General features: G+C 63.9%; 32 protein-coding genes. 11 read left to right on the plus strand and 21 right to left on the minus strand.

What is annotated here, in order from left to right; translation table 11 throughout:
* Window positions 1–421: 421 nt before the first annotated feature.
* Window positions 422–682: a helix-turn-helix domain-containing protein gene (locus ACLMAL_RS26460; protein ID WP_412001554.1), complete on the minus strand. Its 261-nt coding sequence runs from the start codon at window positions 680–682 to the stop codon at window positions 422–424.
* 226 nt (window positions 683–908) lie between these two features.
* On the opposite strand from ACLMAL_RS26460, the gene ACLMAL_RS26465 reads away from it, so the two are divergent.
* The gene (locus ACLMAL_RS26465; RefSeq protein ID WP_412001555.1) at window positions 909–1,817 is read left to right on the plus strand and encodes a hypothetical protein; all 909 of its coding nucleotides are present in this window, start codon (window positions 909–911) and stop codon (window positions 1,815–1,817) included.
* Between the two features lie 283 nt (window positions 1,818–2,100).
* Complete coding sequence (locus tag ACLMAL_RS26470) at window positions 2,101–2,289, plus strand: hypothetical protein (protein ID WP_412001556.1); 189 nt, start codon at window positions 2,101–2,103, stop codon at window positions 2,287–2,289.
* A 206-nt stretch (window positions 2,290–2,495) separates the two neighbouring features.
* Here the strand turns inward: ACLMAL_RS26470 and ACLMAL_RS26475 are convergent, their stop codons facing one another.
* The gene (locus ACLMAL_RS26475; protein WP_412001557.1) at window positions 2,496–2,618 is read right to left on the minus strand and encodes a hypothetical protein; all 123 of its coding nucleotides are present in this window, start codon (window positions 2,616–2,618) and stop codon (window positions 2,496–2,498) included.
* 600 nt (window positions 2,619–3,218) lie between these two features.
* Here ACLMAL_RS26475 and ACLMAL_RS26480 point away from each other — a divergent pair.
* Window positions 3,219–3,695, plus strand: a complete 477-nt coding sequence (locus ACLMAL_RS26480; RefSeq protein WP_412001615.1) for a hypothetical protein — start codon at window positions 3,219–3,221, stop codon at window positions 3,693–3,695.
* Here the strand turns inward: ACLMAL_RS26480 and ACLMAL_RS26485 are convergent.
* The 6 genes from ACLMAL_RS26485 to ACLMAL_RS26510 all read right to left on the minus strand — a co-directional run bounded on the left by ACLMAL_RS26485 (window position 3,590) and on the right by ACLMAL_RS26510 (window position 6,886).
* Window positions 3,590–4,024, minus strand: coding sequence for a TniQ family protein (locus ACLMAL_RS26485; protein ID WP_412001558.1), 435 nt, complete (start codon window positions 4,022–4,024; stop codon window positions 3,590–3,592). The two genes, ACLMAL_RS26480 and ACLMAL_RS26485, sit on opposite strands and share 106 nt — an antisense overlap.
* Before the next feature lie 250 nt (window positions 4,025–4,274).
* Window positions 4,275–4,565, minus strand: a complete 291-nt coding sequence (locus tag ACLMAL_RS26490; RefSeq protein ID WP_412001559.1) for a hypothetical protein — start codon at window positions 4,563–4,565, stop codon at window positions 4,275–4,277.
* An 11-nt stretch (window positions 4,566–4,576) separates the two neighbouring features.
* Window positions 4,577–6,040: a hypothetical protein gene (locus tag ACLMAL_RS26495; protein ID WP_412001560.1), complete on the minus strand. Its 1,464-nt coding sequence runs from the start codon at window positions 6,038–6,040 to the stop codon at window positions 4,577–4,579.
* On the minus strand, window positions 6,037–6,258 hold the full coding sequence (locus tag ACLMAL_RS26500; RefSeq protein ID WP_412001561.1) for a hypothetical protein: 222 nt from the start codon (window positions 6,256–6,258) through the stop codon (window positions 6,037–6,039). The genes ACLMAL_RS26495 and ACLMAL_RS26500 overlap by 4 nt, the downstream gene beginning before the upstream one ends.
* Window positions 6,255–6,545 carry a WXG100 family type VII secretion target gene (locus ACLMAL_RS26505; protein WP_412001562.1) on the minus strand — a complete coding sequence of 97 codons (291 nt, stop codon included), beginning with the start codon at window positions 6,543–6,545 and terminating at the stop codon, window positions 6,255–6,257. The genes ACLMAL_RS26500 and ACLMAL_RS26505 overlap by 4 nt, the downstream gene beginning before the upstream one ends.
* Window positions 6,546–6,556: 11 nt before the next feature.
* A complete protein-coding gene (locus tag ACLMAL_RS26510; RefSeq protein WP_412001563.1) occupies window positions 6,557–6,886 on the minus strand; it encodes a WXG100 family type VII secretion target in 330 nt (109 codons plus the stop codon).
* 851 nt (window positions 6,887–7,737) lie between these two features.
* Between ACLMAL_RS26510 and ACLMAL_RS26515 the strand changes: the two genes are divergently transcribed.
* The 3 genes from ACLMAL_RS26515 to ACLMAL_RS26525 all read left to right on the plus strand — a co-directional run bounded on the left by ACLMAL_RS26515 (window position 7,738) and on the right by ACLMAL_RS26525 (window position 10,272).
* A complete protein-coding gene (locus ACLMAL_RS26515; protein ID WP_412001564.1) occupies window positions 7,738–7,983 on the plus strand; it encodes a hypothetical protein in 246 nt (81 codons plus the stop codon).
* Between the two features lie 414 nt (window positions 7,984–8,397).
* The gene (locus ACLMAL_RS26520) at window positions 8,398–9,456 is read left to right on the plus strand and encodes a pentapeptide repeat-containing protein (RefSeq protein ID WP_412001565.1); all 1,059 of its coding nucleotides are present in this window, start codon (window positions 8,398–8,400) and stop codon (window positions 9,454–9,456) included.
* 159 nt (window positions 9,457–9,615) lie between these two features.
* A complete protein-coding gene (locus ACLMAL_RS26525) occupies window positions 9,616–10,272 on the plus strand; it encodes a recombinase family protein (RefSeq protein WP_412001566.1) in 657 nt (218 codons plus the stop codon).
* A 76-nt stretch (window positions 10,273–10,348) separates the two neighbouring features.
* Here the strand turns inward: ACLMAL_RS26525 and ACLMAL_RS26530 are convergent, their stop codons facing one another.
* The 3 genes from ACLMAL_RS26530 to ACLMAL_RS26540 form a co-directional block, all read right to left on the minus strand.
* Window positions 10,349–10,759, minus strand: coding sequence for a hypothetical protein (locus ACLMAL_RS26530; protein WP_412001567.1), 411 nt, complete (start codon window positions 10,757–10,759; stop codon window positions 10,349–10,351).
* Between the two features lie 409 nt (window positions 10,760–11,168).
* Window positions 11,169–11,402: a DUF2188 domain-containing protein gene (locus ACLMAL_RS26535; protein WP_412001568.1), complete on the minus strand. Its 234-nt coding sequence runs from the start codon at window positions 11,400–11,402 to the stop codon at window positions 11,169–11,171.
* Window positions 11,403–11,824: 422 nt separating this feature from the next.
* Window positions 11,825–12,304, minus strand: coding sequence for a hypothetical protein (locus ACLMAL_RS26540; protein WP_412001569.1), 480 nt, complete (start codon window positions 12,302–12,304; stop codon window positions 11,825–11,827).
* A gap of 1,495 nt (window positions 12,305–13,799) precedes the next feature.
* Between ACLMAL_RS26540 and ACLMAL_RS26545 the strand changes: the two genes are divergently transcribed.
* The 3 genes from ACLMAL_RS26545 to ACLMAL_RS26555 all read left to right on the plus strand — a co-directional run bounded on the left by ACLMAL_RS26545 (window position 13,800) and on the right by ACLMAL_RS26555 (window position 16,220).
* A complete protein-coding gene (locus tag ACLMAL_RS26545) occupies window positions 13,800–14,957 on the plus strand; it encodes a hypothetical protein (RefSeq protein ID WP_412001570.1) in 1,158 nt (385 codons plus the stop codon).
* Between the two features lie 362 nt (window positions 14,958–15,319).
* Window positions 15,320–15,577 carry a hypothetical protein gene (locus tag ACLMAL_RS26550; protein ID WP_412001571.1) on the plus strand — a complete coding sequence of 86 codons (258 nt, stop codon included), beginning with the start codon at window positions 15,320–15,322 and terminating at the stop codon, window positions 15,575–15,577.
* A gap of 133 nt (window positions 15,578–15,710) precedes the next feature.
* Window positions 15,711–16,220, plus strand: coding sequence for a hypothetical protein (locus ACLMAL_RS26555; RefSeq protein WP_412001572.1), 510 nt, complete (start codon window positions 15,711–15,713; stop codon window positions 16,218–16,220).
* A gap of 154 nt (window positions 16,221–16,374) precedes the next feature.
* Here the strand turns inward: ACLMAL_RS26555 and ACLMAL_RS26560 are convergent, their stop codons facing one another.
* The 7 genes from ACLMAL_RS26560 to rpsF form a co-directional block, all read right to left on the minus strand.
* Window positions 16,375–16,713, minus strand: a complete 339-nt coding sequence (locus tag ACLMAL_RS26560) for a hypothetical protein (RefSeq protein ID WP_412001573.1) — start codon at window positions 16,711–16,713, stop codon at window positions 16,375–16,377.
* On the minus strand, window positions 16,713–16,892 hold the full coding sequence (locus tag ACLMAL_RS26565) for a hypothetical protein (RefSeq protein WP_412001574.1): 180 nt from the start codon (window positions 16,890–16,892) through the stop codon (window positions 16,713–16,715). The genes ACLMAL_RS26560 and ACLMAL_RS26565 overlap by 1 nt, the downstream gene beginning before the upstream one ends.
* A gap of 1,110 nt (window positions 16,893–18,002) precedes the next feature.
* Window positions 18,003–19,382, minus strand: coding sequence for a replicative DNA helicase (gene dnaB / locus ACLMAL_RS26570; RefSeq protein WP_366530188.1), 1,380 nt, complete (start codon window positions 19,380–19,382; stop codon window positions 18,003–18,005).
* Window positions 19,383–20,009: 627 nt separating this feature from the next.
* A complete protein-coding gene (gene rplI, locus ACLMAL_RS26575) occupies window positions 20,010–20,462 on the minus strand; it encodes a 50S ribosomal protein L9 (RefSeq protein WP_412001575.1) in 453 nt (150 codons plus the stop codon).
* A gap of 17 nt (window positions 20,463–20,479) precedes the next feature.
* Complete coding sequence (rpsR, locus tag ACLMAL_RS26580; RefSeq protein WP_328407495.1) at window positions 20,480–20,731, minus strand: 30S ribosomal protein S18; 252 nt, start codon at window positions 20,729–20,731, stop codon at window positions 20,480–20,482.
* Window positions 20,732–20,787: 56 nt separating this feature from the next.
* A complete protein-coding gene (locus ACLMAL_RS26585) occupies window positions 20,788–21,339 on the minus strand; it encodes a single-stranded DNA-binding protein (protein ID WP_328407493.1) in 552 nt (183 codons plus the stop codon).
* Between the two features lie 83 nt (window positions 21,340–21,422).
* Window positions 21,423–21,710, minus strand: coding sequence for a 30S ribosomal protein S6 (gene rpsF, locus ACLMAL_RS26590; protein ID WP_328407491.1), 288 nt, complete (start codon window positions 21,708–21,710; stop codon window positions 21,423–21,425).
* A 225-nt stretch (window positions 21,711–21,935) separates the two neighbouring features.
* Here rpsF and ACLMAL_RS26595 point away from each other — a divergent pair, with 225 nt between their 5' ends.
* A complete protein-coding gene (locus tag ACLMAL_RS26595) occupies window positions 21,936–23,327 on the plus strand; it encodes a hypothetical protein (protein ID WP_412001576.1) in 1,392 nt (463 codons plus the stop codon).
* Between the two features lie 292 nt (window positions 23,328–23,619).
* On the opposite strand, the gene ACLMAL_RS26600 is transcribed toward ACLMAL_RS26595, so the two are convergent.
* Window positions 23,620–24,159, minus strand: a complete 540-nt coding sequence (locus ACLMAL_RS26600; protein WP_412001577.1) for a CGNR zinc finger domain-containing protein — start codon at window positions 24,157–24,159, stop codon at window positions 23,620–23,622.
* A gap of 83 nt (window positions 24,160–24,242) precedes the next feature.
* Here ACLMAL_RS26600 and ACLMAL_RS26605 point away from each other — a divergent pair, with 83 nt between their 5' ends.
* Complete coding sequence (locus ACLMAL_RS26605) at window positions 24,243–25,142, plus strand: DMT family transporter (RefSeq protein ID WP_412001578.1); 900 nt, start codon at window positions 24,243–24,245, stop codon at window positions 25,140–25,142.
* Window position 25,143: 1 nt separating this feature from the next.
* Here the strand turns inward: ACLMAL_RS26605 and ACLMAL_RS26610 are convergent, their stop codons facing one another.
* On the minus strand, window positions 25,144–25,767 hold the full coding sequence (locus tag ACLMAL_RS26610; RefSeq protein WP_412001579.1) for a Tellurium resistance: 624 nt from the start codon (window positions 25,765–25,767) through the stop codon (window positions 25,144–25,146).
* A gap of 89 nt (window positions 25,768–25,856) precedes the next feature.
* Entirely contained in the window at window positions 25,857–26,960 is a 1,104-nt protein-coding gene (locus tag ACLMAL_RS26615) for a DUF475 domain-containing protein (RefSeq protein WP_412001580.1), read from the minus strand.
* Window positions 26,961–26,988 lie beyond the last annotated feature (28 nt).

The raw sequence follows: 26,988 nt of genomic DNA on the forward strand, positions 1-26,988 counted from the left end.
CAACGTGATCGGTCTAGCAAAGGTTACGAAACTCCAGCTCAGAGCAGCCTGCGACGATCTGAAGCAGCCGCGATGCCGAGTAGCGCCGCTGCGGCTGTGAGGTGCCTGCGCCCGAGCGCTGACACCTCTTGATCACTGATGCGGAGGCGTGGTTTTGGGTGCGAACGCGAACCCCATTCGCCCTGATCACGCCGGCCTCGCTGGTTCTCATCCGATCTCGCCAGTGGGGCCCGGCGATAACCGCGCTGCTGCCTCATCTGAAGCGGTGGGTGTGCCAAACTCGCGATGGCCAACTCGCTACTCGTGACCCAAATCGTTGTCGCGGTCGTACAACCGCCGGTCGACAGTGTCACGCCGGAGCGGGTGGCGCCTTGGACGACTCGGGCCTGTGAGTAGTCGACGGCGCCCGTTCCGCGAATCGTTAACGCGGTTCGTTCGAGGGCACAGGCAAGCCATCCATAAGCTTTCCTGGCGTGGTTTCCAGCCCACTAGCGAATTTCATGATGTTCTCCACGCGTGGGCTGCGCCGACCGCGTTCGACCTGGCCAAGGTAGGTCCAGTGAACACCGCAGGCGTGGGCAGCCGCTTCCTGACTCCAACCGAGCTCCGTCCGCCGGGCACGCACCCGCGCTCCGAACGCCGCAGCGGTCGGATTGAGCGGAGCCTTGCCTGGGCTGGACATACCGAGCCAAGCAAAAACGTCCCGCGCGTAATGATCCAGAGCGTAATCGTCCTAGGCTCTTCCATCTCATGTGTAAACGTCGTACTATGCTCGACTTGATCGCCACGTGCGGCCCTCTCGACCGGACCATTCATCGGTCCGCGCAACCGGAGCTCGGCGCGTGGCGGTCTTTCGAGCTGCTCGCACCGAGTGAATGTCCACCTCACACGAGATCGGAGCTCGAGCATTGTCCACAGTGATATTGAAAGGTCGGCACGACGGCATCGACCCCGCAGCCGAGACATGGCTGGCAGCAACAGACTTGGCGGGAGATATCGACGCGAGTCTCCGGCTGTCCCGCGCCGCCGACCCAGCCCGGTATGGCTTCGTCAAGCGCGAGCCGCTAGACCTGACCAGCTGCACCGGCCCGGCTGCGGCGACAGTCATCGCCTTACTGAAAGCTGGCCAGGTACCCACTCCTGATGCCATCACAGCTGCCGAGGCCAACCCGCCGAACACCGACACACTCGAAGCCAAAGCAGCATTGGCCGCCGAGGCCAAGCGAATCGAGTCGATTATTCGCACCCACCAGGATTGGCTCGGAGAGGTTCTGTCATCGACTGTTGCGATGCACTGGGTCAGCTATGGGGTAGGGCCCACATGGCAGGAAGCCTGGCAGTCCGACAGGGTGTCGACCTGGTGGATCGCGGCCCATGGCGGCGTGCCCGACTATCGCGTGGCGCACCAAGCGATGTTCTCGACGCTCGAAAAAGCTGGATGGATTGCCTCGAATACCACCGCGCGTTCGCTGTGTCCCGGCCGACGCTTCCATATCCACTTCTTCGGCGACCACGTCTCACAAGAGCCCGCACACAGCATTGGCTACCTGGTTGCCCGCTATATCGGGGTCTACCGACGTCTCCATGATGACCGCAGCCCAACATGGGCCGAGGTCGCCACATCCACAACTGACGCGAAAGGAGTGCCCCTGTTCTTCAACAGCTACGACGCCCGAGCGCAGCAAGAGTGGTTGGAAACCCAAGGATGGATCCGCGTCGAGAACAACCAACTCCGCCGCGGCGAACGGGCCAAAGCGGAAACTCGTCGACGCGCAGATCTCAGGAAAGCTGCGGCCTCTGGATCGCATGCAGCCTGACACCTTCCAACAACGAGTCGCGGCGCCACACAAGAAGCAGCCGCACGGGGACTCCTGCTGAGCGGTTCTGCGGACCAACCCCGCAGAGAGCAACTCACACATTAAGTGCTTCTCGATCAGCGAGCTGTTCTAGCTCAAACGGCGGGCAATGGACCCCGAACAATGTTCGGGGTCACCAGCTCCCCGCCAGTCTTGATGCGAGGTTTCCCGCGAGAACCGACGACACCGCAGCCGAGCAGGGTCAACCGGCTGGCCTTGGCCGAACCGAGGCGCCCTCACCTGGATGGGTGACCGCGTTCACGCGCTGGAAGCCGTCGCCCTGCACCGCTACGGTGTGGACCTTGCCTTCGCCTGGCTCCGCCTGTGGCTTCTGTTCCCCCACACCACCCGCACCGAGATCACTACTGCGCACGCAGCATTCGCCGCCGCCGTGGCTACCGTGATCACGGTTTGCCGGAGGCAGCTTGTGTAGGTCACGGCTGTCTTGCGGGCACCGATGCCGCCGTGTGGGTGAGCATTAGCTGCGAGACCCACTGCAAGGTCATGTGCGAGAACAGGATTGGGCAGCCCTGCGAAGGGTGTTGTCAATCTGCTGTCATCGGGAAAGACGAACTCTGCTCGCACCTGTGGGTGTATCACCGACTACCGCGTGCGATGCAGCGGCAACTGCAAACCCGGTCACGACTCCGACGGCAGCGCATTCATGATCTGCCAGAAGTGCCAGTTCTTCACGTGCATCCAATGCTCGGGACCGATCACCTCGGCACTCAAGTTCTGCGATGGCTGCACCGAATCGTTCATCTACGAGGTCGACGAGCCACCACCGGATGCCTACCTGGATGATGATGGGAAGCTACGCGATGACGATGAACTGCGTCTCGCAGGTACAGGGTCCGGCCCATTTGTTGTCCGATCCGCCTCCGTTCTGAGCCAGTCGCGACCCACCGCGAGCAGCATCGGACCGCGCTGCTGCTCTGACCAATTCAACAACACCAGATTCCCAGGACTCCAACGGCGAGCGTTGACCGGCGGTGCTGGGCAATGATTGTGTTCGTCCAATTACGGCGTTGCAGTTGTCAACTCTGTCCCCCGCGGGATCGGGACCGCGGAACAATACGACTACCTGTCGGCGGCCCGATACGTTCGATCGGCTTGAAGCCACTTGGCCCTTCCAGGCATTCCGTACGTGTGGAAGACACGTGTCAGTCGAGCGGCATCGGAGGGCGGGTACAGAATGTCAGATCTCACTGTGCGCCAACGTGGTTCGGCCAGCCTGCAAAATCGGTGAGCGTGTTCGTAAGGGTCGTCAGCGAACACCAGTGGACCCGCGACCCGCAGGACCGCAGCCATAACCAGTCGTTCGTCTGCGGGCTCGATTCGTATGTGATCCATTCGGGCTGATTGGACTGTGAGAACGGCGTCGCGCTGGCGGCAGAACCGCGCGAATGCGGCGTGCACATCCGGGTCAGCATCCTCGATCAGGCGTTCCGACCCTACCTGGAGCATCAGTTGCATCGCCCAGTTGAGTTCGGGCGCTTCGATATTGGTGAGGCGTTGATCTATCTGCTGTTGGACAACGGCGAAGTAGTGGTCGTCCATCGCGATTGCGGGCAGGTCGGCGACGAGGCGCCCGCATCGGCCTCGGCGGCCATGATTAGAGGACTTGCCGACGCATGCCGTCCGGCTGTCGCTGCCGCGCTGGATCTCGTGCAACCGGCGCCCACAGACGCATTGACTAACCAGGTAGCAACGATGCCGGGGACAAGCCGCGGTCACGGCCAATCTCTCCAATTGAGCTGCCAGCGCCCGCCAGTCTCGGCAATGCATCGCGGGCATGCCGGACTGTGGTTTTCCACGAACTGCGGCACGCCGTTGTAGCGGTATCGACCGCGCCCTTCCAAGAAACGCTTGGCCAGTCCGGAGGCCGCGGTCATCGCGGTTAGTTCAGCCACCGTGAGCCCGGTCCGCCCCTCCACGTAGGGCAGGTATTGGTGGCCGATGCGGTCCAGCTGATTTGCCCCCGGACCGAAGCCCAGCCCCATCTGCTGAGTGACGTCCGTGCGGGATAGACCGAACAACGAGCTGGCGCAGTCGATCCAGCTCAACAATGACTCGCCTGGAAGTGGGCGCGGACATATCGCCAACCTCGGAGGGCGTGCAACTGGCCGTGACGCGCGTATCTGTGTCACGGCGACAGATTTTTCCACGATGCGGACGACGGTCTCCGAGATCGACCGATCATCGTCAGCTGCCTGTTCGGCGCCATCCCAACACCGCGCAGAAGTGGGGGCCGATTCCGGGCGAGGCCGGTGTGTTGCGCTGCATGGTGGTGCTGCTTTCCCTGTTCGCAGGGTCGCTGAATAGCGCGGACCCGCCCAACGGGGTCCGCGCTGCTTGTCGTCTGGGGTGTCGCGCCTAGGAGGCGGTTTTCCTACTTAGCGGCGGGTCTCTTTGGCGTCACGCTTCGGCGGCGCCTTCGTCGACCGGCTGACCGTCTTTGTCGAGCCATTGGCCCGTTTTCGGGTCTCGGGTCCAGCCCTCGAATTCGGTGCCCGACAGATCGTCGGAGAACCGGCCGCCGAAACCCGGTGATGTCCCTTCGGGTGCGATACCGGCCGCCGCGCGGGCCTGATCGAACTGGTCGAACATCGCTTGATTGCGTGCCCGTTCCTCTGCGGTGTACACCATTCCCAGTTTTTCGGCTTCTTCGTCGGTGTAGAAAAGTTTGCCACCGATTTTATCTGGCATGTCTGTTGCTCCTATAGCTCTGCCATGCGGATTACCCACCGCCCCGCGGCCTCGTTGAATACCTTGCTGTGGACAAAGAAATCTGTTCCCGATGCGAACAGAACCTCATCCGGAGTGCCGTACTGGCTAAAATCACGGCCGGTCTTGCTGATGATCTGAAACTCGACATTCGAGCTGTTGACGATGAGCTCGTTCGCGCCTTTCGGATTGGGGGTGGTGGAAGTGAACCCCAACTCTGTGTTTGGTTTTCCCTCCACGTATCGGGCCAGCTGTTGTTCGGTGAGCTGGGTGTGCCGGACCACCGGCCCCTCATGAGCAGGCAGCTTGGCCAATGCCGAGTTGAGCGCGTCTATCTGGCGTTGCTGCTCTGGAGTCACATGGCCTTCCCGCAGGGCCGTGGTCAGTGAGTTGGCGCGAGAATCGCTCGGGCCTTGCCGCAATATCCCCATCTCCTCCGCGCTCAGCCCCGGCCGCGTCGGGTCTGTTTTCGGTCTGAGCCGCCCGCCCGGCGCGAGGTCTTCGAGCCGTTCCATTTCCTTGACGTGCCGCGCGAGGTCTGCCTCCATTTTGACCCCGGCCTTGATACCGCGCGCTTGCTTCCACGCCTCGATGCTCAGTCGCATCGGGCGCGCGTAGCGGGCCGCGATCGCAGCAGCACCGGCCGCGCCGATAGCGATGCTGGTACCAAGGGTGATCCACGATGACGCGATGGCAACCGCGGCATTGATGGCCAGCTCCGTCAGCAGCGCTTCGCTGCACGCCACCAGCTGCTGGCGTAGATTCTCGCGGAGTTCGTCGAGGGCCTGGCGGTGATCACGGCAGGACACGGCGAGTTCGCCCATGGCCGTAAGGACAGCCTCTGCGGCTGCCTTGACCGCGCGCAGATCCTCGTCGATGAAAGCCGAGTCCGGCGCGGTGATGGCTTCGAACGCTACTGCGGAAGCTTCCAGTGCAAGGGGGAATCCGGCCACGTCGGCGGCGGTGCGGATGCGGTCCCAGGTGTCGGCGGCGTTGCTGATCGTGGTGGCGTTGCCGTCGGGCACGGTCAGCCCGATCTTCTCGACCAATCCCAGGCCGGAATCGAGCAGTCCGGACCCGGGGCCGCCGGCCGATGGCAGCGGGATCCGGCACAAGAACACAGGCGGCAGCGGCGCGGCCGGACGTTCGGGGGCGGCTCCGGCGTCGATGGTGGCTATCCACTCAGCGGTGGCGTGGTTGTAGCCGATTTCCTGCAAGATCAGGGCATATCCGTGAGCGGCGGTCGCTGCTTTGGTGACCATGCGCAGAATCTCGGCAGAGCGAGTGTCGTAGGTCGCGCCCCAGGCTTTACCTTCCTCGTAAGACCCCGCCATGTCAGTGGCTTTGGCCAGTTCGGGCCACTGCGCGTCGACCGCAGCCCACCACGCCGCAGCTGCGTCGGCGACCTTGATGGCGGTGTCGTAGTAGACGTTGACGTCTACATCGAGGACGGTCACTGTGTGGCCCGGTCGCCGCGCCCGAGCATGGTGATATCGGCCGTCGAGGTTTCCTTGTAGGACCGGTGCGCTTCGGCAGCGGTGGCGGTCCATTCGGCGTGCGCGTCGGCGACCTGTCCGGTCCAGTTCGTCTGGATTGTGGCTATGCGCTCCTCCAACTCGGTCAGTGAGGTTTCGATGGCAGCGGTGGATAGGGCGACATCCAGGGCGGTAGTCATGCTTGCCCCAGCATCCGCAGGTTGGCGGCGATGCCAGCGGTGTAGGCACCGTGGGCGGTGGCCGCGGCTTTGCGCATGGTCTCGATGCCATCGTGGACATCAGCTGCGGCTTGCGCCCATTCCCTGTGCGCTTCGGCGTGCCGGTCGGCGGCCGCGCCGCTCCAGGTGAGGTGCATGGCGGTGACCCGTTGATCGACACCGGTCAACGACTCCTGAACGAACCCTTGCAGCCCCGCAATGCGCGTGGTCACCTGGTCGAGGTGGTCGAGGTCGACTCGAAATCCCATCGGCCCGCCCCTCACAGATCCAGGGAGAACGTCGGCGAGGCCGTGACGTCGGCGCGGGCCTGGTCGAGGTCGACGACCTGCGCCACCGCCACACCCAGTAACTCGCCCATGTCGTGCAGCGCCTCGAGGATCTGCACCGCACCACGGCGGGTTTCCTCCCAGCCCGCAAGGTATGCGGTCGCGGCCGCCCCCTGCCAGGAAGTCATGAGCCCGGATACTTCGGCGTCGGCCGATCGGATGCCGTTGATGAGTGCTGTCGCGGTCTGCTGCACGTACCGACCGGCGTCGGTCACCTCAGCAGGCACTAAAGAGAAGTCCTGCACCGCAGGGGGATTCGACACTGTCCGTCCTTTCGCCCCCCCGGGTTGTTGGTCCTGATCTCTTCGACGCGCGCTGGCGCCGTTTGGTTCCATCCGAACTGAAACTTGCGCAACGGATTTCGCTACCAGCGAGTAGCAACCTCGATATCTGGAATGAAACTCGACAGAACCAGTTTCTCACCCGGTGATGGCTAATCTTCGGCGCATCAGCAAGTAGCCGTCGCCCTGGTGCGTCCGCTGGCCATTGATCGACCGGCGGGCGCACGACATCCCACGGCACCCAGTGACGCAGCGTCACCGCGGTCACGCCTGCATGAGCTGATGGAGGGAGTGGTGACGGGCGACCGAGCACCAGAAGAGGTGGCCCTCCCGCATACGGCGCCCACTGTGGCATCCAATTGCGCTGGGCAGCAGGCACGGTAGGGTCTGCCGCGCCATTCGGGGAACCATAGCCCCGACGCTTATCGAATGGTTGTGACGATCTTGATGGATGCACGAGGGCTTTGCGTAGTCGCGGTGAGTGTGGCGGGTGGGCTGACAGGATGCGGGTCCGAGGCTAAGCCAGTGGAGACACCGCTGTTCAGCGGCATGTCTGATTCCTCCGCAAAACTGGCGGCACCGGCCATGGACGCCATCCGGCAGTCCACTGGCAAACTCTTCAGCGTGGACGTCGCGTTCGAGGATGAGGGCAACCAGCCCGCGTCGGAGCCCGGCCAGTCGGTAAAGGTCTGTGGCACATTGTATTTGGCCCCCCACACACGTCGGGGCCCAGTTGATCAATGCGGCGGAACGCCCCTTCATCACCTTGACGTTCTCGCTCCATTCCGACGATGAAGCGGTCGCCTCCGCCAAGCGCCAATTCGGTTTCGTCCGTGACCAGGTCAAAGGCCGCGGCTGCCTCAGGCCTCGGCAACGAGTCACTCGAAGGTGCAAACGGAAGCGTCAAGGTCACCCGAGCCATCACCGCCTTCCGCAAAAGCAACGCGGTTGTCGACGTGGCCGTTTCCGGATTGGACAGTTCCGGCAAGGACGTGGACGTTTCCGAACGCGTGCCCGGATCACGCACGATCGCAAGGGCATTGGCCGACAACATTGGCGCTGCCCTCAACCTCGAGTAGCCCTCCGCCGAGCCACAGCTGAGCCAGGCTAGGGCCACAGTGGTGCGGCCCTAGCTTATGTCCGGCGCGGTGTGCCATTGCGGTACGGCGGGTTTCCAAGTGACAGTGCGCACCGCCGATAAGTGAACCGAATCGGAGGCTTGCCCGCGAACGGCGATGCGCTGGCGATTTTTTCGCGAGAATCGGGCGATGACGGGGAGGATAAGTCGGGGCCGTACATCGATCGCCCACGCGGCACGAAGGACGTCCAAGTCCGCCCAGGCGGCTTCGCGCCGCATCGCCGCGAATGGACTGTTGTGGTCGATCATCGTGGCGCTGGTGCTCGGGTTCGTGCTCGCGGTGACCGCACAGTGGATGCTGAACCGACTCATCGAGACCGGCGGCCAGCCCGCCGCACCGATCGACATCACCAAATTGTCGCTGACCGTGGTCGCCGGCGTCGGCGGTGTCGTCGCCCTGGTGGTCGCCTACCGCCGCCAGCGTGACCTCGAGCAAGGCCGGTTCGTCGAACGGTTCGGTGCCGCCGCCGCCCAGCTCGGCGCCACCGACGTTGCGGTCCGCATCGCGGGTGTGTACGCAATGGCTGGTGTCGCGGACGAGTCCCGGGGGCTGCGCCGTCAGCAGTGCATCGATGTGCTGTGCGGCTACCTGCGTCTGCCTTACACACCCGAATTTGGCGGCAATCATCAGAACAGAAGCGTTCGAAAGCGGCGCGGGCGCGGCGGTGCGGGTGAGAACGAGGATCACTTTGATTACCGCCAGAACGACCGCGCCGTCCGCGACACCATCGTCCGAGTCATCGCCGCCCACCTGCGCCCCACAGCCGAACGTAGCTGGACTACAAACGACTTCGACTTTCGCGATGCCTATTTCGAAGACGCAGACTTCCACATGACGACGTTCTCCAGCGCCGCCAAGTTTGAAGGCGCCACCTTCTCCGGCGCCACGGAGTTCAGAGGTGCGACCTTCTCCAGCGAAGCCGGGTTCGACCGTACGACCTTCTCTGGTAGTGCCGTGTTCGACCGTACGACCTTCTCCGGCGAAGCTTGGTTCATCGGCGCAACGTTCTCCGGCAACGCCTTGTTCGGGGGCGCAAGGTTCTCCGGCATCACCCGGTTCAGTCGCGCGAGGTTCTCCAGCATCGCGGATTTCGACCGCACGACGTTCTCCGGTGTCACCTGGTTCCGCGACGCGAGGTTCTCCGGCGAAGCTTGGTTCGCCCGCACGACGTTCTCCAGCACCGCCTGGTTAGGGGGCGCGAAGTTCTCCGGCACCACCAGGTTCAACCACGCGAGGTTCTCCGGCGCCGCCTCATTCGAGAAGGTGGACTTCGGCACCAGCCCCATCTCGTTCGGCAGCCCGAAGCAGTGGGGTCCTCCGGCGCCGGTATTCGACTGGGACCAAGATGTCAGCCAGAAGCCCGCCAATGTTGAGCCACAGGATTGGCCACCTGCTATGGCACCAGCCTTGTAACCCACATATTGGGGTGTCGGGAATCGTTCGTTTGTTGAACACCGGCCCGGTAGGACAGAATCGGCAGGATATCCGCGCCGGAGCGGTGTTCAACAAACGTGTCGAAAATGGTTGGTGTTCAACAAGTCCTGTCGGACCTTTCTCGTACAGTCACGGCCCATGACCGCAACGACCGACCAACCCGATGCGCTCGCGCTCGACGGTGATGCGCTCGATCCGATCGGCGGGGGTGGTGCCCTCGTCGGCTATGGACGGGTCTCGACCAAGGGCCAGCTGCTCGATCGCCAGATCGCCGCACTCGTCGCGGCCGGATGCCAGCGGATCTTCACCGACAAGAAGTCTGGCAAGAACGCAGAGCGAGAAGAACTGTGGGCGTGTCTGGACTACCTGCGTCCCGGCGACACTCTCGTGGTGCCGTCACTGGATCGGCTCGGCCGCTCGCTGCAGGACCTCATCTCCATCGTGGCCGGACTCCGTAAGCGCGGCATCGGATTCCGATCCCTGCACGAAGCCCTCGACACCACCACACCTGGTGGGCGCTTGGTGTTCCACGTATTCGCCGCGCTCGCCGAGTTCATCCGCGAGTTGATCGTCGACGGCACCAACGAGGGCTTGGCCGCCGCCCGCGCACGCGGACAACGCCTCGGCCGGCCACCGGCCATGACCGCCGAACAGATCCGCCAGGCCCGCGCCATCCTCACCCGCCCGGAGGAAACCGTGTCGTCGGTAGCGCGGCTGCTCGGAGTCTCACGCGGCACCCTCTACAAAAACATCCCCGAACTCGGCAGCCGAACACGCGTGGCCATCGAGAGCTGACCACCCCCGCTCACGACTGCTCGAGCATTCATGAGCGGGTTGGCGGCTGCTCGCGCGATCCTTCCGGCCCATCCCCTCACGCGGCGTACAGGGCTCCGGTGATCTTGCTGGTCATCGCGGCCACAGTGGGGCTGGGCTGGCTCTGGTGGCGGGTCGCGGCGTCGACAGCGACGAGGACGGTGCTGCGGAAGTTCTCGGCCTCGGCCGGATCCTGCTGCCCGAGAAGGCTCATGGCCGCGGTGAGGGCCGGCAGCACCTGGTCGGCGAGTTCGGCGACGTTCTTGCCCTTCAGGTTGATGTCCTTGGACTTCGCGGCGAGTACGTGCCCGACCTGGCCGGTCGCGGCGTACAGGGCGTTGCTGCCGTTGGTGGCGGCCTTGTGGGGCTTGCCGGTCGCGTCAGCGGCGGCGATCAGCGAGACGGCACCGTAGGCGGCGGTCCGCAGCGTGGCCTTGTCCTGGTCGGTGAGGGTGATGGTGATCGACATGGTGGTTGCTCCCTTGAATCTGTTGCGTTCGAGTCGGCGTATGTAGTACTCGCCGAACTGATTACGGAAGCAACAATCGCCCGCTGTCCTGACACCAGACTGATCCCGGGCTGACACGACCGCTGACACAGCCCACATGAGGGCCGGTGGCGGGAAAAAGGCCACGCTCGGCGAGACCCCTCGTGCCATACCCTGCTCGCCGACAAGGTCGCCGACAACGAGATCCGCACCGTCCGACGTCGATCCGACGAACCGGCAACAGCGATAAGACCGGCCCATACCAGCGTGCCAAGCCATATCCGCCCACAAAATTCGGCCGATGCTACGGCGACCCAAGCGGTTGACAGACCCGACCAGATAGCAATCGGGGTTCCGCTGCGCAGCGGAACCCCGATTGCATTGTTATCTTTCAGCCCTTGGACGAGCTGGGGTCGTTGCCCGGCGGGATGGTGTCCTGACGGCCGATAGTGCCGTCGAGGCGGCGCACCTGAAGCTCTCCTCCGCCGCTTTTGCCGAGAATGTCGCGGGCGCGATCAATGCCGGCCGCCTGGGTCGGAACAACCGCGCTGGCGCGGTCGGCGCCCGGTGCGCGAACCTCCCAGTCGCCGTCATCGCGCTTCTGAACGATGCGCTTGTTGGTCATAAATCCTCCTGAAGGAGTCGAGCTTCCGCCCATTCAGGATCGTGAACGCAGACGCATTCGGTGTCGACCACGTGGGCCGACGTCGAATGTCCTACCATCGGAAGAGTCTGGCCAAAGACAAATCCGAGGTCCTGCCCGAGTCCACGCTCTGGCAGGGCCTCGGCGTTTATCACGGAGATCCCAATCCCCGCCCGCCCCATTGAGAACGGTCTCTCGATCATAGATCTGGTGGGCGACAAGTCCGTGCAGCACAACACCTTGTGTCGTGGCCGGAAAATGTCGACCTGCGAGAACGGTCGGCAACACGCGGCGACTCGCCGATCCGCGTTATCGAAGTGAGCTGACCGGGACCCGCGAACTGGTTGACGGTATGGACGCTCAACCACACCGTTCGCCCTGGGTTGTAGGGCGAACGCATGCAACTACTTCGGGGCCTCGGAAGTCGTGGATGCGATGGCCGCGTTGATGGTGACCTCCGGAACGGGCGCGCCAGGCGCCGGCGGGGTCTGGATCTGATCCACCATCGGCGCCAACGTGTCGTAGACGGTGGCCGCCAACGACCTATCGGTGGCAAACGCTCCGCCGTGCGCGTTGTAGTCCAGCAGCTTGAGGTAGTCGACCATCTGCGGACCGGTCAACTCGATGGTCGCCGTCGTCCCGTTCGGGTCTTCGGCCAGACTCCGCGGCTCCCCGACCCCGAGGCCGCCGGACTGCCGACTGGTTCGGCTCCACAAGTCCTTGGCCATGTGGAGCTTGAACACCTGCACGCTCGCTGCTTTGCGTTCGCGATCGGGTTGCTCCTTCGGGGAGTCGGTATCACACCCCGTGATAGTCAAGACCAGAACCGTCGCAGTGACGGCACCGGCGAGAATTCGACGGACCGACGCGCTCTGAATGACCATCCCCGCACCCCTTTTCGCAGATTGATCTCCACGTTCGATCCGCTCAGCGTACGCAACACCACCGACAACCGGCCTGAATATCAAGGCGAAACCAGTTGGTGCGCCACGGCATTCGAGACATCGCGCTCAGCTCGCGCGCGGGTACGACAAGGGTTCGTCCTCGGCGGCGGCGCACCGGCGATGGCCAACGCAGTCGGTGCAGGTCGAACACCCGTCACACCACGCCATCAGGTGGTGTCCGCGGTCGGGACTCCACTCGTCATCGAAGGTGACCAGGTGCGCGATCAGAGGGCGCCCTGGTCGTACGGGCGAGGCTCATACCCGAATCATCTCCGCACCCACCGACAACCCTGCACGACCGCGGGCCTCACTTCGCCCAACGGCTCGGCGCCGGCCATGACGGCCACAGCCACCGGCTTCGGCCGCCACCACATCAATCAGCGCCACGCCTCCTCGCCTGATCAACAGAAGAAGGCCTCACAGGTTCCCGAAAACGGGTGCCTGTGAGGCCTTCTGTCGTGTGGCGGGTCCGCGGGAACGGACGACGCCAGCTCCCGGTTGCTCGGCCATCTCAAAAGCGATCATCCGGGGGGCTTATGGGCCGCGCCTCGAAATTACCCGTGGGTAACAGCGGCTTTGTTGCTATAACTCTAGGCCACCGAACATGTCCATAGTGTTCACGGGACCCTAAATTTGGGCGTTGAACAGGCAAGGGGCCAAAACGAACAAGGTAGCCAAGGGTGTGGCTTAAGTCACAAACTGTCCAGCAAGTCGCAGGCTGGAAGGGTTGTTGAACATCAATGAGACACCCATCTGACGGATGGACACCATATTTTGCGGCACCGACAATTCTGGGCGACTGACCAGTTGGACGCGAAATTTACGAATTTTCGCCGTGCGGGCGCAGACGTTTCGCAATCGTCGTGTGGCGGTGCAAAATGGGCACCTGCTGACCCCCTATGTGAGGGCCAGTCCTCCTCCGAGCGGGAACTCGGAGACGGGGGAGTCGTGGCTTGCTCTTCAAAGTCTCGGCCATCTCATTGAAGTGGTAGCCCGAGGAGCAGGCCAGCCCTGCCCCGACGGTCGAAGTTCCGAGCGTGTGTAGGGATGTCGGTAGACCGCCTGCTCCCCGGGCTACCGCCAGAGCGAAAGCGCGAAGTGTTTTGACCCTCTATGCATTCCGGCGGCGACGCCTTGCTCAGCAGATCGCTGAGCCTCCAACTGTTAGTCCTCCTCCTCTTGCGAGCTCGCCGCCACCGTCGGTGTCATGGCCTGCGGCGTTCTTGGCATCGGTCATCGTGGTGGCTGGCTTCTGCTACCACTACGCGCTGATGAATCGGGGCATCCCTCCGATGCAGGCCGTTCAGTACTTGATGGTGATCGAAGTTCCTCTCGTGGCACTGGTGTTGCCAGCCAGTTCAATTGGTGCGGCTGCGCGGTCGATGTGTCGACTGCTGAGCGCAGCGTTCGCAACCCTGGGCGGCGGAGGGGCTCGGTGACGACCACTTCGACCTCGCTCAGTCGAGAACCTGAAGGCACACCGGAGGATCCAGCTGCCGCCTACATGGCGATGCTGCGCCGGATCCACGCACTTTCAGGCCGGACCGCCGGGCAGATCGCTGCCACCTCCAGACTCCCCCGGTCGACGGCATATCGGTTCATAGATCCGAAGAACAACGCGCTACCCAAGAACCGTTCTCAGTTGCGAGCGTTCCTCATCGGATGCCGACTGCCCGATGAGACGGTGACTCACATGCTGCAGCTGTGGGGCGAGGTCAGTGGCAACACGGTCAAGCAGGCCATCGCAGCCACGCACGCCCCCGAGGCGCTGAGCGCTGCACCGATCCCGCCGCACGCCGACAGGGCAGGCCTGGTCATCCAGGACCGGAGAGGGGGCATGCGTGGCCGCCGGGACGAAGATGCGCTGCAGATACGGGAACTGGCTCTGCCTGAGTTCCTGAACCTGAAGTTGCTCATGGCGCGGCGCGAACCCGATATGACGCTCGCAGACCCGACTACCTGCCCTCATCCCGGCCACTGCCGCGATTGCCTAGGCCTCGGGACTCAGCAACCGGAGATTCACTCTCGGAGAAGGTCTTTGACCACGATCCAAGCTGGGGTGGCCCGCGCCTTTCCGCTGATGCTGCTTGTCATCACCCTCTACCCGATGGCAATGACGGTCCTGCTCGGCCACGTCTTCACCGACAAGTTCGTCGGCGTCTCAACGACGGGCTCACTTGTGTTGATGCTGTTGTTCGTCACCTCGAGGTGGGTGCACAGCCCCTACTCGCCGCGGCTGCTGACTCCGGTCCGTCTGACTGCGGCGGCACTGGTCGGCGTCAGTGTCGGAGTGCTCGCATGGCTGGCTGTGGCGTCCCCACTGATCGGCGTGCTGACCGGATTCACGGTGTTCACCGTGACGCCGTTGTGGATCGACATAACCAAACTGTCCGGCATGACCACCAACGCCCGTGGCTTGTTCGTGGTCACCGCCGCAACATGGTGCGGAATCACGCTGGGCTACGCCGTATTCCTCGCCGAGTTTCCTCCGCTCGGGTCCGTCCTTGTCGGGGTAGGCGGATCCGCAGTGGCCGTCACATTGCTGTCCAACAACGTCCTCGACGAACCAGATCCCAAGGGGACCAACGTATGACGCATTGAGATAGACGCTGGCGTCTCGGGAGATTGGTTACATGTGCCGGTCCGGTCAGCGGCGTCGCTTGCTGGCCCAGGTAGGGCGAAACGTCACGTTCCTCGATGTGCCATTTGGTCGGCGGGTACAGCTGCCGGACAGTGGCCAGGGGCTGGGCTCAAACTCTGAGCTAAATCCATCCCCTCAGCTCACCTTCAGGAGGCGTGCGCGGGCCCGGCGGTCAACCCGTAGCGGTCGGTACCGATATGCCGGATCGTGTCGGACTCTCGCGCCATACTGACGGTCATGGGGTATGAGGCCGTGCGGCGGCATTCTCGCAGGGGACGGATAGGCGGAAGCTACGCGAGCGAGGGTGGGCAGCCGTGAGCGCCCGCGCACGGCCGGGGCGTTACCGGTCCCTGAACTACCACGGCGTCCGCAGTGCATCGCCGATCCCGATCCTGTGGGGTCTCGGGGCGGTCGTGGGCGGTGTGATGCTCCTGCTGGTCGTGCTGACCCTCACCCACATGGGGTCCACTGACAGACCTGCCGACACCGCCGTGGTGTCCTCGACCGTCGCGCCCGTGCAGCCGACTGCCCCACCGCAGCCGTGCTTTCCGTTCCAGGCGTCCTCCTGCTGACCTGGGTGATCACCCACAGATGGATCGTGTATCAGCTCGCCGACCCGGATATCTCGGACATAGCCAGCCTTCGCTGGTTCCGGTCGGATTGAATTCGATTGGACCAGTGGCGATCTGGCCTATCGTAATGCCGATGGATATCGATGCCCTGCGAGTGGCACGTGAGCAGCTGCACTACGCGATGGTTGCCAACTCGGTACCGATGACCTTGGAGATGCGGTTGCAGCTGGGCCTGCTCGCCGCACAGGTCGCCCTGGCCGAGCGCCTACCACCGCGAACCAACGGCACGCTGCAGCCCGGGAGCATCGCCGAAGAGGACAAGTTCGTGTGGGACGAGGTCACGGTACGGCGGTTCATAGGCAATCTCGGCCCAACCGGCCTACAGGCAGTTCGAGCATTGGTAGCTGCCGGGGGCACTGCGACACCGGACCAGCTCAAACGAGCTATCGGCGCCAAGAACCTGGGAGGGATGACCTCGAACATGCGCCGCGCCGGCCACCGCACATCCGACAGGGTGCCGCGGCCGTCACTGGTCGAGTCGCGGCATGAGGGCAATTCGCAGGCCGAGCCGATTCGGGAATACCGCCTCGCCGCAGAAACTCTGCCACTGGTCATCGCGGCACTGGAACAGCTCGGCGACTGACCGGGACACGGGAGTAAATCCGCCGAACTTGCACCAAGCGGTGGTTCTGCGGCAGGTACTGCACCCGAGGGATCGCCAGGGTTCGGTGGCCGATCAGAAGACGTCATCATCGGCCGCGCCCACATTCCGAGTGTGTTCCTCGCGCAGCGGCGGGTCAGGCGGCCTGGGCGCGGTCGTTGCAACCGTGGCAGTACCAGGCTGGCCCGCTGTCGATCCGCGCCGCGTGCCGCAGCTCTCCGCATTCGGGGCACAGGGATTCCCGGGCGTTGGCCCACTCGTCGATCACCACGACGAGCGGGCCGCCGGCGCCGTCGACCGCCAGCAGTTCCGCGGATCGGTCGTAGATCCGGATCTGCTGGGTGTGGAGTTGGTCCTGCAGCACCCAGAGCCGGGCGTGCTCGATCAGGTCATCGAGATCGGGCAGTTCGAGCCGGATGGTCAAGGTGCCGTGACCCGGTATCGGGGCGTGGGCTTCCAGACGAAACCGCGCCATCACTCACCTCCGGTGTCCGCATCCGCCGCGACGAGCTCGGACACACGCGCGCTCCACCGGTAGCGGCCTGGTGCGTCCTGGGCGGACTCGACGACCGCGTCGTCGCCCTCGATCTCGACGACCCGGAACACCGATACGCCACCGGCCACCAGCAACACCTGATCGCCAACCTTCACCATGCCCACAGCCTATCTCTAACAAACCGCGCGGTATGTGGAATCATCGAACTTATGTTCGAGTATTGGAGTGAGGATTTCACAGCGTCGCTCCGCCACGTCGTCGACCCGCCGACGCCGGTCCGCGTCGACCTGAACACCGCGATCTCGCCCCAGGGCGCATTCCGCAAAGACGCAGTGTCGATGCGCGTGAAGGCCGGCGGGCTCGACCTCACGACCGCCGTGCCCGGACTGCTCTACGCCTGGGCCCGCTGCACCGACGGCTCCTGGATCGGGTTGATCGGGTTCGCCATCCCCGCAGGCCAAAAGGGCAAGGGCGAGTCGAGACCAAGCAGTGGTGCGCGAGCCGAGCGATATCCGAGCGAGACGGCCCGAACCGGCGCCGCCGGTAGCCCGACGTTCAATGGGTTCTCGAGTATGTGCGCACGCGGGCACGCGCTTACGCGGGCACGCGCGTACGTACGGAGGTGTACGCGTCCACTCGTACACGCGCACGGACGCACGCTCGTCAGCGCGTCCTCCCGCACGGGTGCTCGCGAGTGTGCGATCGTGCTCCTGACGGCGAGTCACCGAATACCCGCCCGGGCGACAAAAGCGAAGTCGTCCAGGCCGGTCCGTGAAACAACACGGGCAAGAACGGCCTAGGCGAGCTTCTCTAGATCACGAGATAGCAGTCGACCCCGCTTCCTCTGCAACCCCAACGGCTCCACGGCCTCCCTACGCGTGATGCCGAAACTGACGCCCACGTGATCAACCCAGCTCAGCAACGACTCACCGGGCAGCGGCCGCCAGCTGATCAACGGAACCGCCGAACGAGGGATGCGTCTCAAAGCCCAAATCCGCATATTGCCACCACACTGACCGAAAGACCCAGTTACTGAACTCTTTCTGACAGGCACTGAACTTTTCACTGTCCTGATCAATGACAGACTGTCCTTTTCGATGACGTCTCACAGGGCGGGTTGCATCACATCATGGTCGCCGCACGCGACGAGGAGGTACACCTCCGCCCCTGAGCGGGGCCGGATCTGTCTCAAAACCATGGCCAATTGGCCATCGAGTGGCCACGCTTTTTGAGATTTGGCCACGACTTTTGAGACCCTACAAATGCGCCTATCCGCGGGCCATATCCACAAACCGGCTCAGGTGCAGTTGGTGCGCGACAGTGATGGTTGCGGTGGGGCCGTTACGGTGCTTACCGAGAATCAGATCGGCCTCGCCGCCGCGTGGGTCGTCCCGTTCGATTGCGTCGGGGCGATGCAGCAGGATGACCATATCGGCATCCTGTTCGAGCGAGCCGGATTCGCGCAGGTCAGAGACCATGGGGCGCTTATCGGTTCGCTGTTCGGGACCACGGTTCAGCTGACTGATGGCGACGACGGGTACTTCGAGTTCTTTGGCGAGCAGCTTCAGGTTTCGCGAGAAATCCGAGACTTCCTGCTGTCGGGATTCGACTTTTTTACCGGACGTCATCAGTTGGAGGTAGTCGACGACAACGAGTTTCAGGTCGTGGCGTTGCTTGAGTCGACGCGCCTTTGCTCGAATTTCCATCATGGTGAGGTTGGGTGAATCATCGACGAACAACGGCGCCTCACTGATCTCACTCATCCGCCGCGCCAACTTGGTCCAGTCGTCATCACTCATCCGACCGGAACGCATATCGCCCAGCTTGATCTTCGCCTCGGCCGAGAGCAGACGCATGACAATCTCGGTACGGCTCATTTCCAAGGAAAAGATGACACTTGGTAGCCCATGTTTGATGGAGCAGCTGCGCATAAAATCCATTCCCAGGGTCGATTTGCCGACGCCGGGTCGAGCCGCGACGATGATCATCTGGCCGGGGTGCAGGCCGTTGGTGACCTCGTCGAGTTCGGTGAAGCCGGTGGGGACGCCGAGGGAGATGCCGCCGCGGCTGGCGATGGAGTCGATTTCGTCCATCGTCGGCTGGAGGAGTTCTTCGAGCGGGAGGAAGTCTTCGGTGGTGCGGCGTTCGGTGACCTCGTAGACCTCGGCCTGGGCGCGGTCGACCACCTCGGCGATGTCCTGGCCGTCGGCGCCCGCGTAGCCGTATTGGACGATGCGGGTGCCTGCCTCGACGAGGCGGCGCAGGATGGCCTTCTCGGCGACGATCTCGGCGTAGTAGCCGGCGTTGGCGGCGGTCGGGACGGTTTGGGTGAGGGTGACGATGTAGGGGGCGCCGCCGATGCGCTTGAGTTCGCCGCGGCGGTCGAGACCCGCGGCGACGGTCACCGGGTCGGCGGGTTCGCCGCGGCCGTATAGATCGAGGATCGTATCGAAGATGGCCTGGTGGGCGGGACGGTAGAAATCTCCTGGCCGTAGCGCCTCGATGACGTCGGCGATGGCGTCCTTGCTGAGCAGCATGCCGCCGAGCACCGACTGCTCGGCCGCGAGGTCGTGCGGAGGCTGCCTGCCGAAGTCTTCGCCGGGCGGCTCGGAGTATTCCGCGTGTCCGCGGTCGTCGACGACTGCCACCAGACTCGACCGTCCTTTCCCCACCGGGATTCACATATCGATGACTCGTTGTACTCCCGGGTACCGACACGTTGGGCGTGCAGCAGCGGGTGCGCTGCCACCGTTCGCGGGCGCCGTCAGCGGGTTCCAGCAACCGTTGCGGCAAGGTACCGAATCATGACGTTCCTGCTGGTTCGTTCATGACATTGCGACGAACCTAGGCGACCGGATGGGCGGTCGCCAAACCGGACTGTGCACACATCTGTGGATAAGTTGGGGACTGTTTACTCAACGGTGTGCACCCCCTGTGTACTACTTGGGGAAAACCCAGGTCACTGCATTCAAACGCGCTGATAGATATTGATTTCCGAATCTATCCACGTGTGGATGAATCTCGGGTCGGCGTGTCGGTCCAGTTGAACAGCCGGGCGTGTTGAGTAAAACAGTGTGGATTACTGATATGGCCTAGGTCACATTGCGGACGGTTGGTTTTCTCGACGATCCACAAGTGGAATAACCGGAGGTAGAACCGTTGCGGCGATTTGCCGAGAATGACCCAGATCACCCTTTTGCCGAGTGGCAAACATTTAGCTATTACAATCGAAGGCCACTCTCGTGCCGAACACGAGAGTGGCCTTCGGAGCGAACTCAGTTCGCGGCGACCTGAAGGTCGAACTTGGCGATCACGTCGGGGTGCAGGTGCACCACAACGCCGTGCTTGCCGGTCGACTTGATGTGCGACTTCGGCAGCTCGATGCTGCGCTTGTCGACAACAGGGCCGCCCGCCGACTTGATGGCCGCGGCGACATCCGCCTGGGTCACCGAGCCGAACAGCTTGCCGGTGCCCGCGGTCTTCACCGACAGCGACACGGCCTCGAGGCCTTCGATGGCCTGCTTCAGCTCGTTGGCGTGATCGAGGTTGCGCACCTTGCGGGCGTCCTGCGCCCGGCGGATGCCCTCGACCTGCTTCTGAGCGCCTCGGCTGGCAACGATCGCCAGGCCGCGGGGCAGCAGGTAGTTGCGGCCGTAGCCGTCCTTGACTTCCACGGTGTCGCCGGGAGCACCGAGGTTGTCCACATCAGCAGTCAGAATCAACTTCATTGCGATGCCTCCCTGTCTCAGCGAGCCGTCGACACGTAAGGCAGCAGTGCAACCTCACGCGAGTTCTTCACGGCAACGGCGACATCGCGCTGGTGCTGCACGCAGTTGCCGGTCACCCGGCGAGCGCGGATCTTGCCGCGATCACTGACGTACTTACGCAGCAGCTGCGTGTCCTTGTAATCGATATTGACGGTGCCGGTCTTGGCTTCCTTGCAGAAGGTGCAAGCCTTCTTCTTCAGCACCTTCTCGCGCGCTGGCGCTTTAGGCATGTCTTACTCCGTAATCATTGATGGCCCAAGTGGATCCGGGCCGATGAATGCCGTTCTCAGAACGGCGGTTCGTCGTCTACGCGGCTGTTGCCCCCGAAGGAACCTGCCGCAGGTGCGCTGCCCCAAGGGTCGTCCTCGGCGCCGCCGGAACGCCCTCCGCCACCACTGCCACCGGCAGGGGCGAAGTTGCCACCGCCGCCACCGCTGCCGCCGGAACCGAATCCGCCGCCACCGCCGCCGCCGCGATTGGCCTTGGCGACCTTCGCGGTGGCGTAACGCAGCGAGGGACCGACCTCGTCGACCTCGAGCTCGACGACCGTGCGCTTCTCACCCTCGCGGGTTTCATAGGAGCGCTGCTTCAGTCGTCCGCTCACGATGACGCGGGAACCACGTGTCAGGCTTTCAGCGACATTTTCCGCAGCTTCACGCCAGATGTTGCAGCGCAGGAAGAGCGCTTCGCCGTCTTTCCATTCGTTCGAATTACGGTCGAACACGCGGGGAGTCGAAGCGACGGTGAAATTCGCCACCGCTGCGCCCGCGGGCGTGAATCGAAGCTCGGGGTCGGCCGTCAAGTTTCCGATGACGGTGATGACCGTGTCGCCTGCCATGTGGTTCCTCCTGCTCGGTTGCAGTCCGCAATGCACTCGCTGTTGCGCTAGAGCCTAGAGACAGGCTCCGACGCAATCGAGAGTCACTTGCCGTGGCGCAGAACCTTGGTGCGCAGCACCGACTCGTTGAGGCCCAGCTGGCGGTCGAGTTCCTTGACCGTGGCGGGCTCAGCGGTCAGATCGACCACCGCGTAGATGCCTTCGGCCTGCTTGGCGATCTCGTAGGCGAGACGACGGCGGCCCCAGATGTCGACCTTGTCGACCTTGCCGCCTTCGGTACGAACCACGCCGAGCATGGTCTCCAGGGACGGGGCTACGGTGCGCTCGTCCAGGCTCGGATCGAGGATAACCATCACTTCGTAATGACGCACGGACCAATCACCTCCTGTGGACTAGGAAACGGCCACGGACTTTCCGTGGCAGGAGGGTCGTTGCGTCAGCAACCCGACAAGGCTACATGAGCAGCTGCTGAGCGCCGAAACGCCCCCACAGCTGCCTGGGTCCCGCGGATTTTGCCCTGGTGTGGGTGGTGCGCGGGCGATCGCATCCGCGGGGGACGCAAACGTGGCCCGGCCCGGCCACTTAGGGTGGTCGTCATGCCGACCGGACTGGCCGCCAGCGACAGGATCGCAGGCCGCGTGACGCGCACTGCGGCGCTCTCCGCCGTGGTGGTGTTGCTGTGCGGGCTCACGCTGGCGCTCGCCTACCTGAACAAGGCGCGCTGTGCGGGTGCACCGTTTGCCGAGGACGGTCGCAGCTCGGTGTTCGACGTGCTCAAGGATTCGGATGTCTGTTATTCCGATATCCAGTTCCTGTGGCTCGGGCGCGACATCGACAACCATGTTTTTCCGTATATCGACGGCGGCATCACCGAGGACGGCATGCTGACCGGGGGTGCGGTCGAATATCCGGTGCTCAGCGGTGTGCTGATGTGGCTCGGTGCGGTCGGAGCCCACAATGACGCCGAATTTCTGCTGCACTCCGCGCTGCTGCTGGCGCCGTTCGCGCTGCTGACCGCGTGGTTGCTCGTTCGACTGTCCGGACGTGCGGCGCTGCTGTGGGCGGCGGGGCCGCCGTTGGTGCTGTACGCATTCCACAACTGGGAGCTCCCCGTGGTGTGCACGGCGGTGGCCGCCGTGTACGTGGTCACCGCGATGACCCGATATTCATTGCGCACCAGGGGAATACTGGCCGCGGTACTGCTCGGCGTCGGGTTCTGTTTCAAGCTGTACCCGGGCATCTTCGTGCTGCCGTTGCTGGCCTATGTGCTCACCGGTGGCCGGCGCGAGGTGGAAGATCTCGAGCCGGCGCGGCTCGATGTGCGCGGCGCATTGATGGCGGCTGCCGCTGCCGTCGGCACCGTGGTGGCGGTAAATCTGCCTTTCGCACTTGCCGGTTACGAGGGCTGGCGGGCGTCGATCACCTTCCAGCAGTTGCGTCAGGCCGATATCACCACGAATTCCATTTGGTACTGGGGACTTCGGCAGCTGTTCGGGCAGGACGCCGACAGCGAGACGGCCTTTCAGCATGCGGTGTCGATCGCCTCGCCCACCCTGGTGCTCGCGTCCTTCGCGCTCGCGATGTGGTTGGGCTGGAAGCGATTCACCAGGACCGGCGCCTTCCCGTGGATCGGGGTCAGCGGCGCGATGCTGTGTGGATTCCTGTTGTTCCACAAGGTGCATTCGCCGCAGTACACGTTGTGGCTTGTTCCGTTCCTGGTGTTGCTCGAAGTGCCGTGGTCGGCGATCGGCGCGTACCTGGTGGCCGACGCGGCTATCGGCATCGGGGTGTTCCGATACTTCTATTCGATCGGTTCCGGCACCTCGGTGGATCTGATGGAGAACGTGGTCCAGTTCGGCGTCTGGGGTCGCGCTGTTCTGCTCGTAGTGTTCTTCTTCCTGTTCGCGCGGGCGCTGCCGCGCGGGTTCCGACCTGCGTCGCCGCCGATCTCGCGTTTGGACCGCGGCGACTTGGTGCCGGTGGCCTAATGGCACCGTCGGACGTAGTCCGCCGACAGCCGCGCCGGGCTGAGCGAAGGCGAGGCAGCCGCTTAATAGGCATTGTCGGACGTAGTCCGACCGCAGCCCGCGCCGGGCCGAGCGAAGGCGAGGCAGCCGCCTAATAGGCATTGTCGGACGTAGTCCGACCGCAGCCCGCGCCGGGCCGAGCGAAGGCGAGGCAGCCGCCTAATAGGCATTGTCGGACGTAGTCCGACCGCAGCCCGCGCCGGGCCGAGCGAAGGCGAGGCAGCCGCCTAGTCGGGCAGTCGGGTGGGTTTGCTCAGTCCGCGGCGTGTCTGGCGCGGAATGCGGCGCTCTTGGCGCGATTGCCGCACTGGGTCATATCGCACCAGCGGCGCGACTTGCCGCGTGAGGTGTCCAGGTAGAGGCGGGTGCACACGGGGCGGCCGCATGCCTTGATCAGCTGCCGCTCTGGTCCACCGAGCATTTCGACGGCGGCACGGGCGATGGCCGTGATGGCGGCCTCGGGAGTTCCGGTGCGGATCAACGTGGCATCGGATTGCAGTGTCAGACGGGGCAGTTCGCCGACTGCCAGCTCGTTGACGATGCCGCGGTCGGTCTCGGCGAACGGTTCATCCTCGGCGGCGGCAAGGGCCAGTCGGTAGGCGGCTTCGCGCAGGCGCACGGCACGGTCGAATATCGCTGTGTCGCAGTGTGGTTCGCCGTCGAGCAGATCGGCGGCGACGAGCCATTCGTCGAGGTCGGCCGGTGTGCGGAGGTAGTCGTCGAACGTCGTGGCTCGGGCTTTGACCGTGCCTGCGAAGTCCAGGGCGAGGTTACCGCTTACGAAGGCGAACACCCTTTCATGGTAACCGTCTTGACAGGTTAGTAAAGCAGGTGCGACGGTAGTAACCGCTTTAGCCGGTTGCATCGGGAGGACTCGTGAAGGATCGCATCGCGACGGCGGCCATGCAGCCGCTCTTTGTTGTGCTGTGGAGCAGTGCGTTCATCGCAGGGATCATCGGAGTCGGCGCCGCGCCGCCGCTGATGGTGTTGTTCGTGCGGTTCGCCATCGCGGGCCTGTTGCTCGCGCTGTACGCGCGAGCGGTGGGGGCGCGATGGCCACAGGGTGCCGAGCTCCGGCATGTGGTCGTTGCGGGTCTGCTGATGCAGATCGTGCAGTTCGGTGCGTTCTATACCGCGATGAGCCACCATGTTTCGGGCGCTGTCGTCGCGCTGGTGCAGGGATTGAATCCGGTGGTCATCGCGTTGTTCGCCGGGTTCATCGGCGAAACCGTCACGGTGCGGCAGTGGTTCGGCTTCGGGATCGGCGGCGTCGGTGTGGGGTTGGCCGTGCTGGACCAGTCGGCCATGTCGAGGCTCGGGCTACTGCTGTGCGTGGTCGGACTGCTCGGCCTGAGCATCGGGACGGTGTATCAGAAACGGTTCGTCCCGCAGGTTGATCCACGCGCAGCGACCGCGGTGCACGTGGTGGCGAGCGCGCCGATCGCGGGTGTATCGGCTTGGGCCAGTGGGCAACTGCATATCTGGGATATGGGCCGCTTCGCGCAATCACTGGCCTGGATGGTGTTCATGAACTCGATGGTCGCGTTCCTGCTGCTGAACCACATGCTGCAGCGCTGGGATGCGACCCGGGTCGGCCGACTGTTCTTCGCGACGCCGGTGGTGACCGCGACCCTCGCGTGGCTGCTGGTCGATCAACCGTTGCGGCCCTTGACCGTTGCCGGACTCGCGGTCGGCGTGATCGGCATGGTGCTCGCGTCGCGGCGACCTGTTGCTGCGGTCGAACAGCCGCACGTGGTGGCGGTGGGGGCGCGCTGAGCTACGTGCTCGCGCTGTGCCAGTCCATGCCCCACCGGTAAGCCTCGTCGATGGCGCGCTGGGCGCCCTCGACATAGTGGACCTCCCGGTGCACAGTGATGCCGGTGCCCTGATGCTGCAGCAGCGCAACAGCACACGAGTCGGCGCCTTGCACCGGGGCGTCGAGGTGAACCTCGATCTGCGGGCCGGATGTGGGGAACAGGGTGACAACGCCATTGGCGGCGGCCCAGTTCGGCACGCCGTCGGAGCCGGCGGCGAAGATCAGGACGCGCCGAAACAGTTCTGGCCTCGCGAGATCGATGTGCAGGTTCGCGCCGGCGTTCGCCGCATCGCTGCGATCGTCGCCGTCGAGGACGATGTGCGGCTCGGAATCCAGTGCGCCGAAATTGTTTCCGATCGCCGCAATCACACCTTTGGCCCCGTTGGACAGCTCATAGAGGCAACCGAGCTCCAGCTCGACGGGCTTGGACTTGCGGAAGAAACCCTTCGAACCGGTGGTCCAATTCAGGTTCACCCGCATGACTCCGGGCTGGTCACCGGGTTTGACGAGGGTGGTGCTCGGCGTAGCTTTCGACAGCGTCAACTTCGACTGGTTGACGCCGCCGGGAGTGTTGTCCTTCGCCATCGGAGCGATTCCCCCTCGTACACAAAGAAAGCGGCAATGGCTGAAATACAGCCATTGCCGCTCGAAGTTCGTCGACTGTCTGCCGAATGTCAGCCTACCGGCGTCGGTTCCCGTTCGCTCTTCACTTCTTCGGCATCATCCTCGCGACCGTTGCGAACGATGCTGGTGATGAAGGCAGCACCGATGAACGCGACACCGACAAGGCCGGTGACGAGGTCGTTGATGTGTACGCCGATCGAGACCATCAGGATGATGGCCAGCGCACCGATCGCCCAGTGTGCGCCGTGCTCCAGATACACGTACTCCGAGAGCGTGCCCTTGCGCACCAGGTAGACCGTGATGGAGCGGACGAACATGGCGCCGATCAGGCCGAGGCCGAGCGCGATGATGATCGGGTCGGAGGTGATGGCGAAGGCGCCGATCACGCCGTCGAAGGAGAACGACGCGTCGAGCACTTCCAGGTACAGGAACAGGAAGAACCCGGCCTTGCCCGCGGCCTTGGCGAGTTCCGAAGGACCGTCGGTGTCCTCCTCCTCGGTGTGGAACATCGAGCCGAGTCCGTCCACCATGATGTAGGTGAGCATGCCGAGCAAGCCGGCGAGCAGGACGGTGGCGCGCTCTTCTTCGGTTGCGATGAACTCCGCGGTCAGGATCAGTGCGACACCGGAGACGACCACCGAGAGCATGTCGAGCTTGCCGAGCCGGGCCAGCGGCCGCTCCAGCCAGGACAGCCAGGTGATGTCGCGTTCCTCGAAGATGAAGTTCAGGAACAGCAGCAGCAGGAACATACCGCCGAACGCGGCGATCTGCGGGTGTGCGTCGGTGAGCAACGTCTCATAGCTCTTGCTGCCGTCCGGGAAGGTCGCGGCGTCGTCGGCGGGCGGGTTCAGCGCCAGATCGAAGGCCTTCACCGGGTCGAGGCCCGCGGTGATCCACACGATCGCCAGCGGGAAGACCAGGCGCATACCGAACACCGCGATCACCACACCGATGGTGAGGAAGATCTTCTGCCAGAACTCGCTCATTCGTTCCAGCACAGTCGCATTGATGACCGCGTTGTCGAACGACAGCGAGACCTCGAGGATACCGAGGATCGCGGCGAGCGCGAACGCGGTCGGTCCGCCGTACAGGAACGCCACGATAAGCGAGACCACCGTGACGATGAAGGACATGCCGAAAATGCGCAGGACCACGCGGAGACCTTTCCTATGCGGCGACTCG

It is taken from the genome of Nocardia sp. CWNU-33 (assembly GCF_046764895.1).
Taxonomy (GTDB): Bacteria; Actinomycetota; Actinomycetes; order Mycobacteriales; family Mycobacteriaceae; genus Nocardia.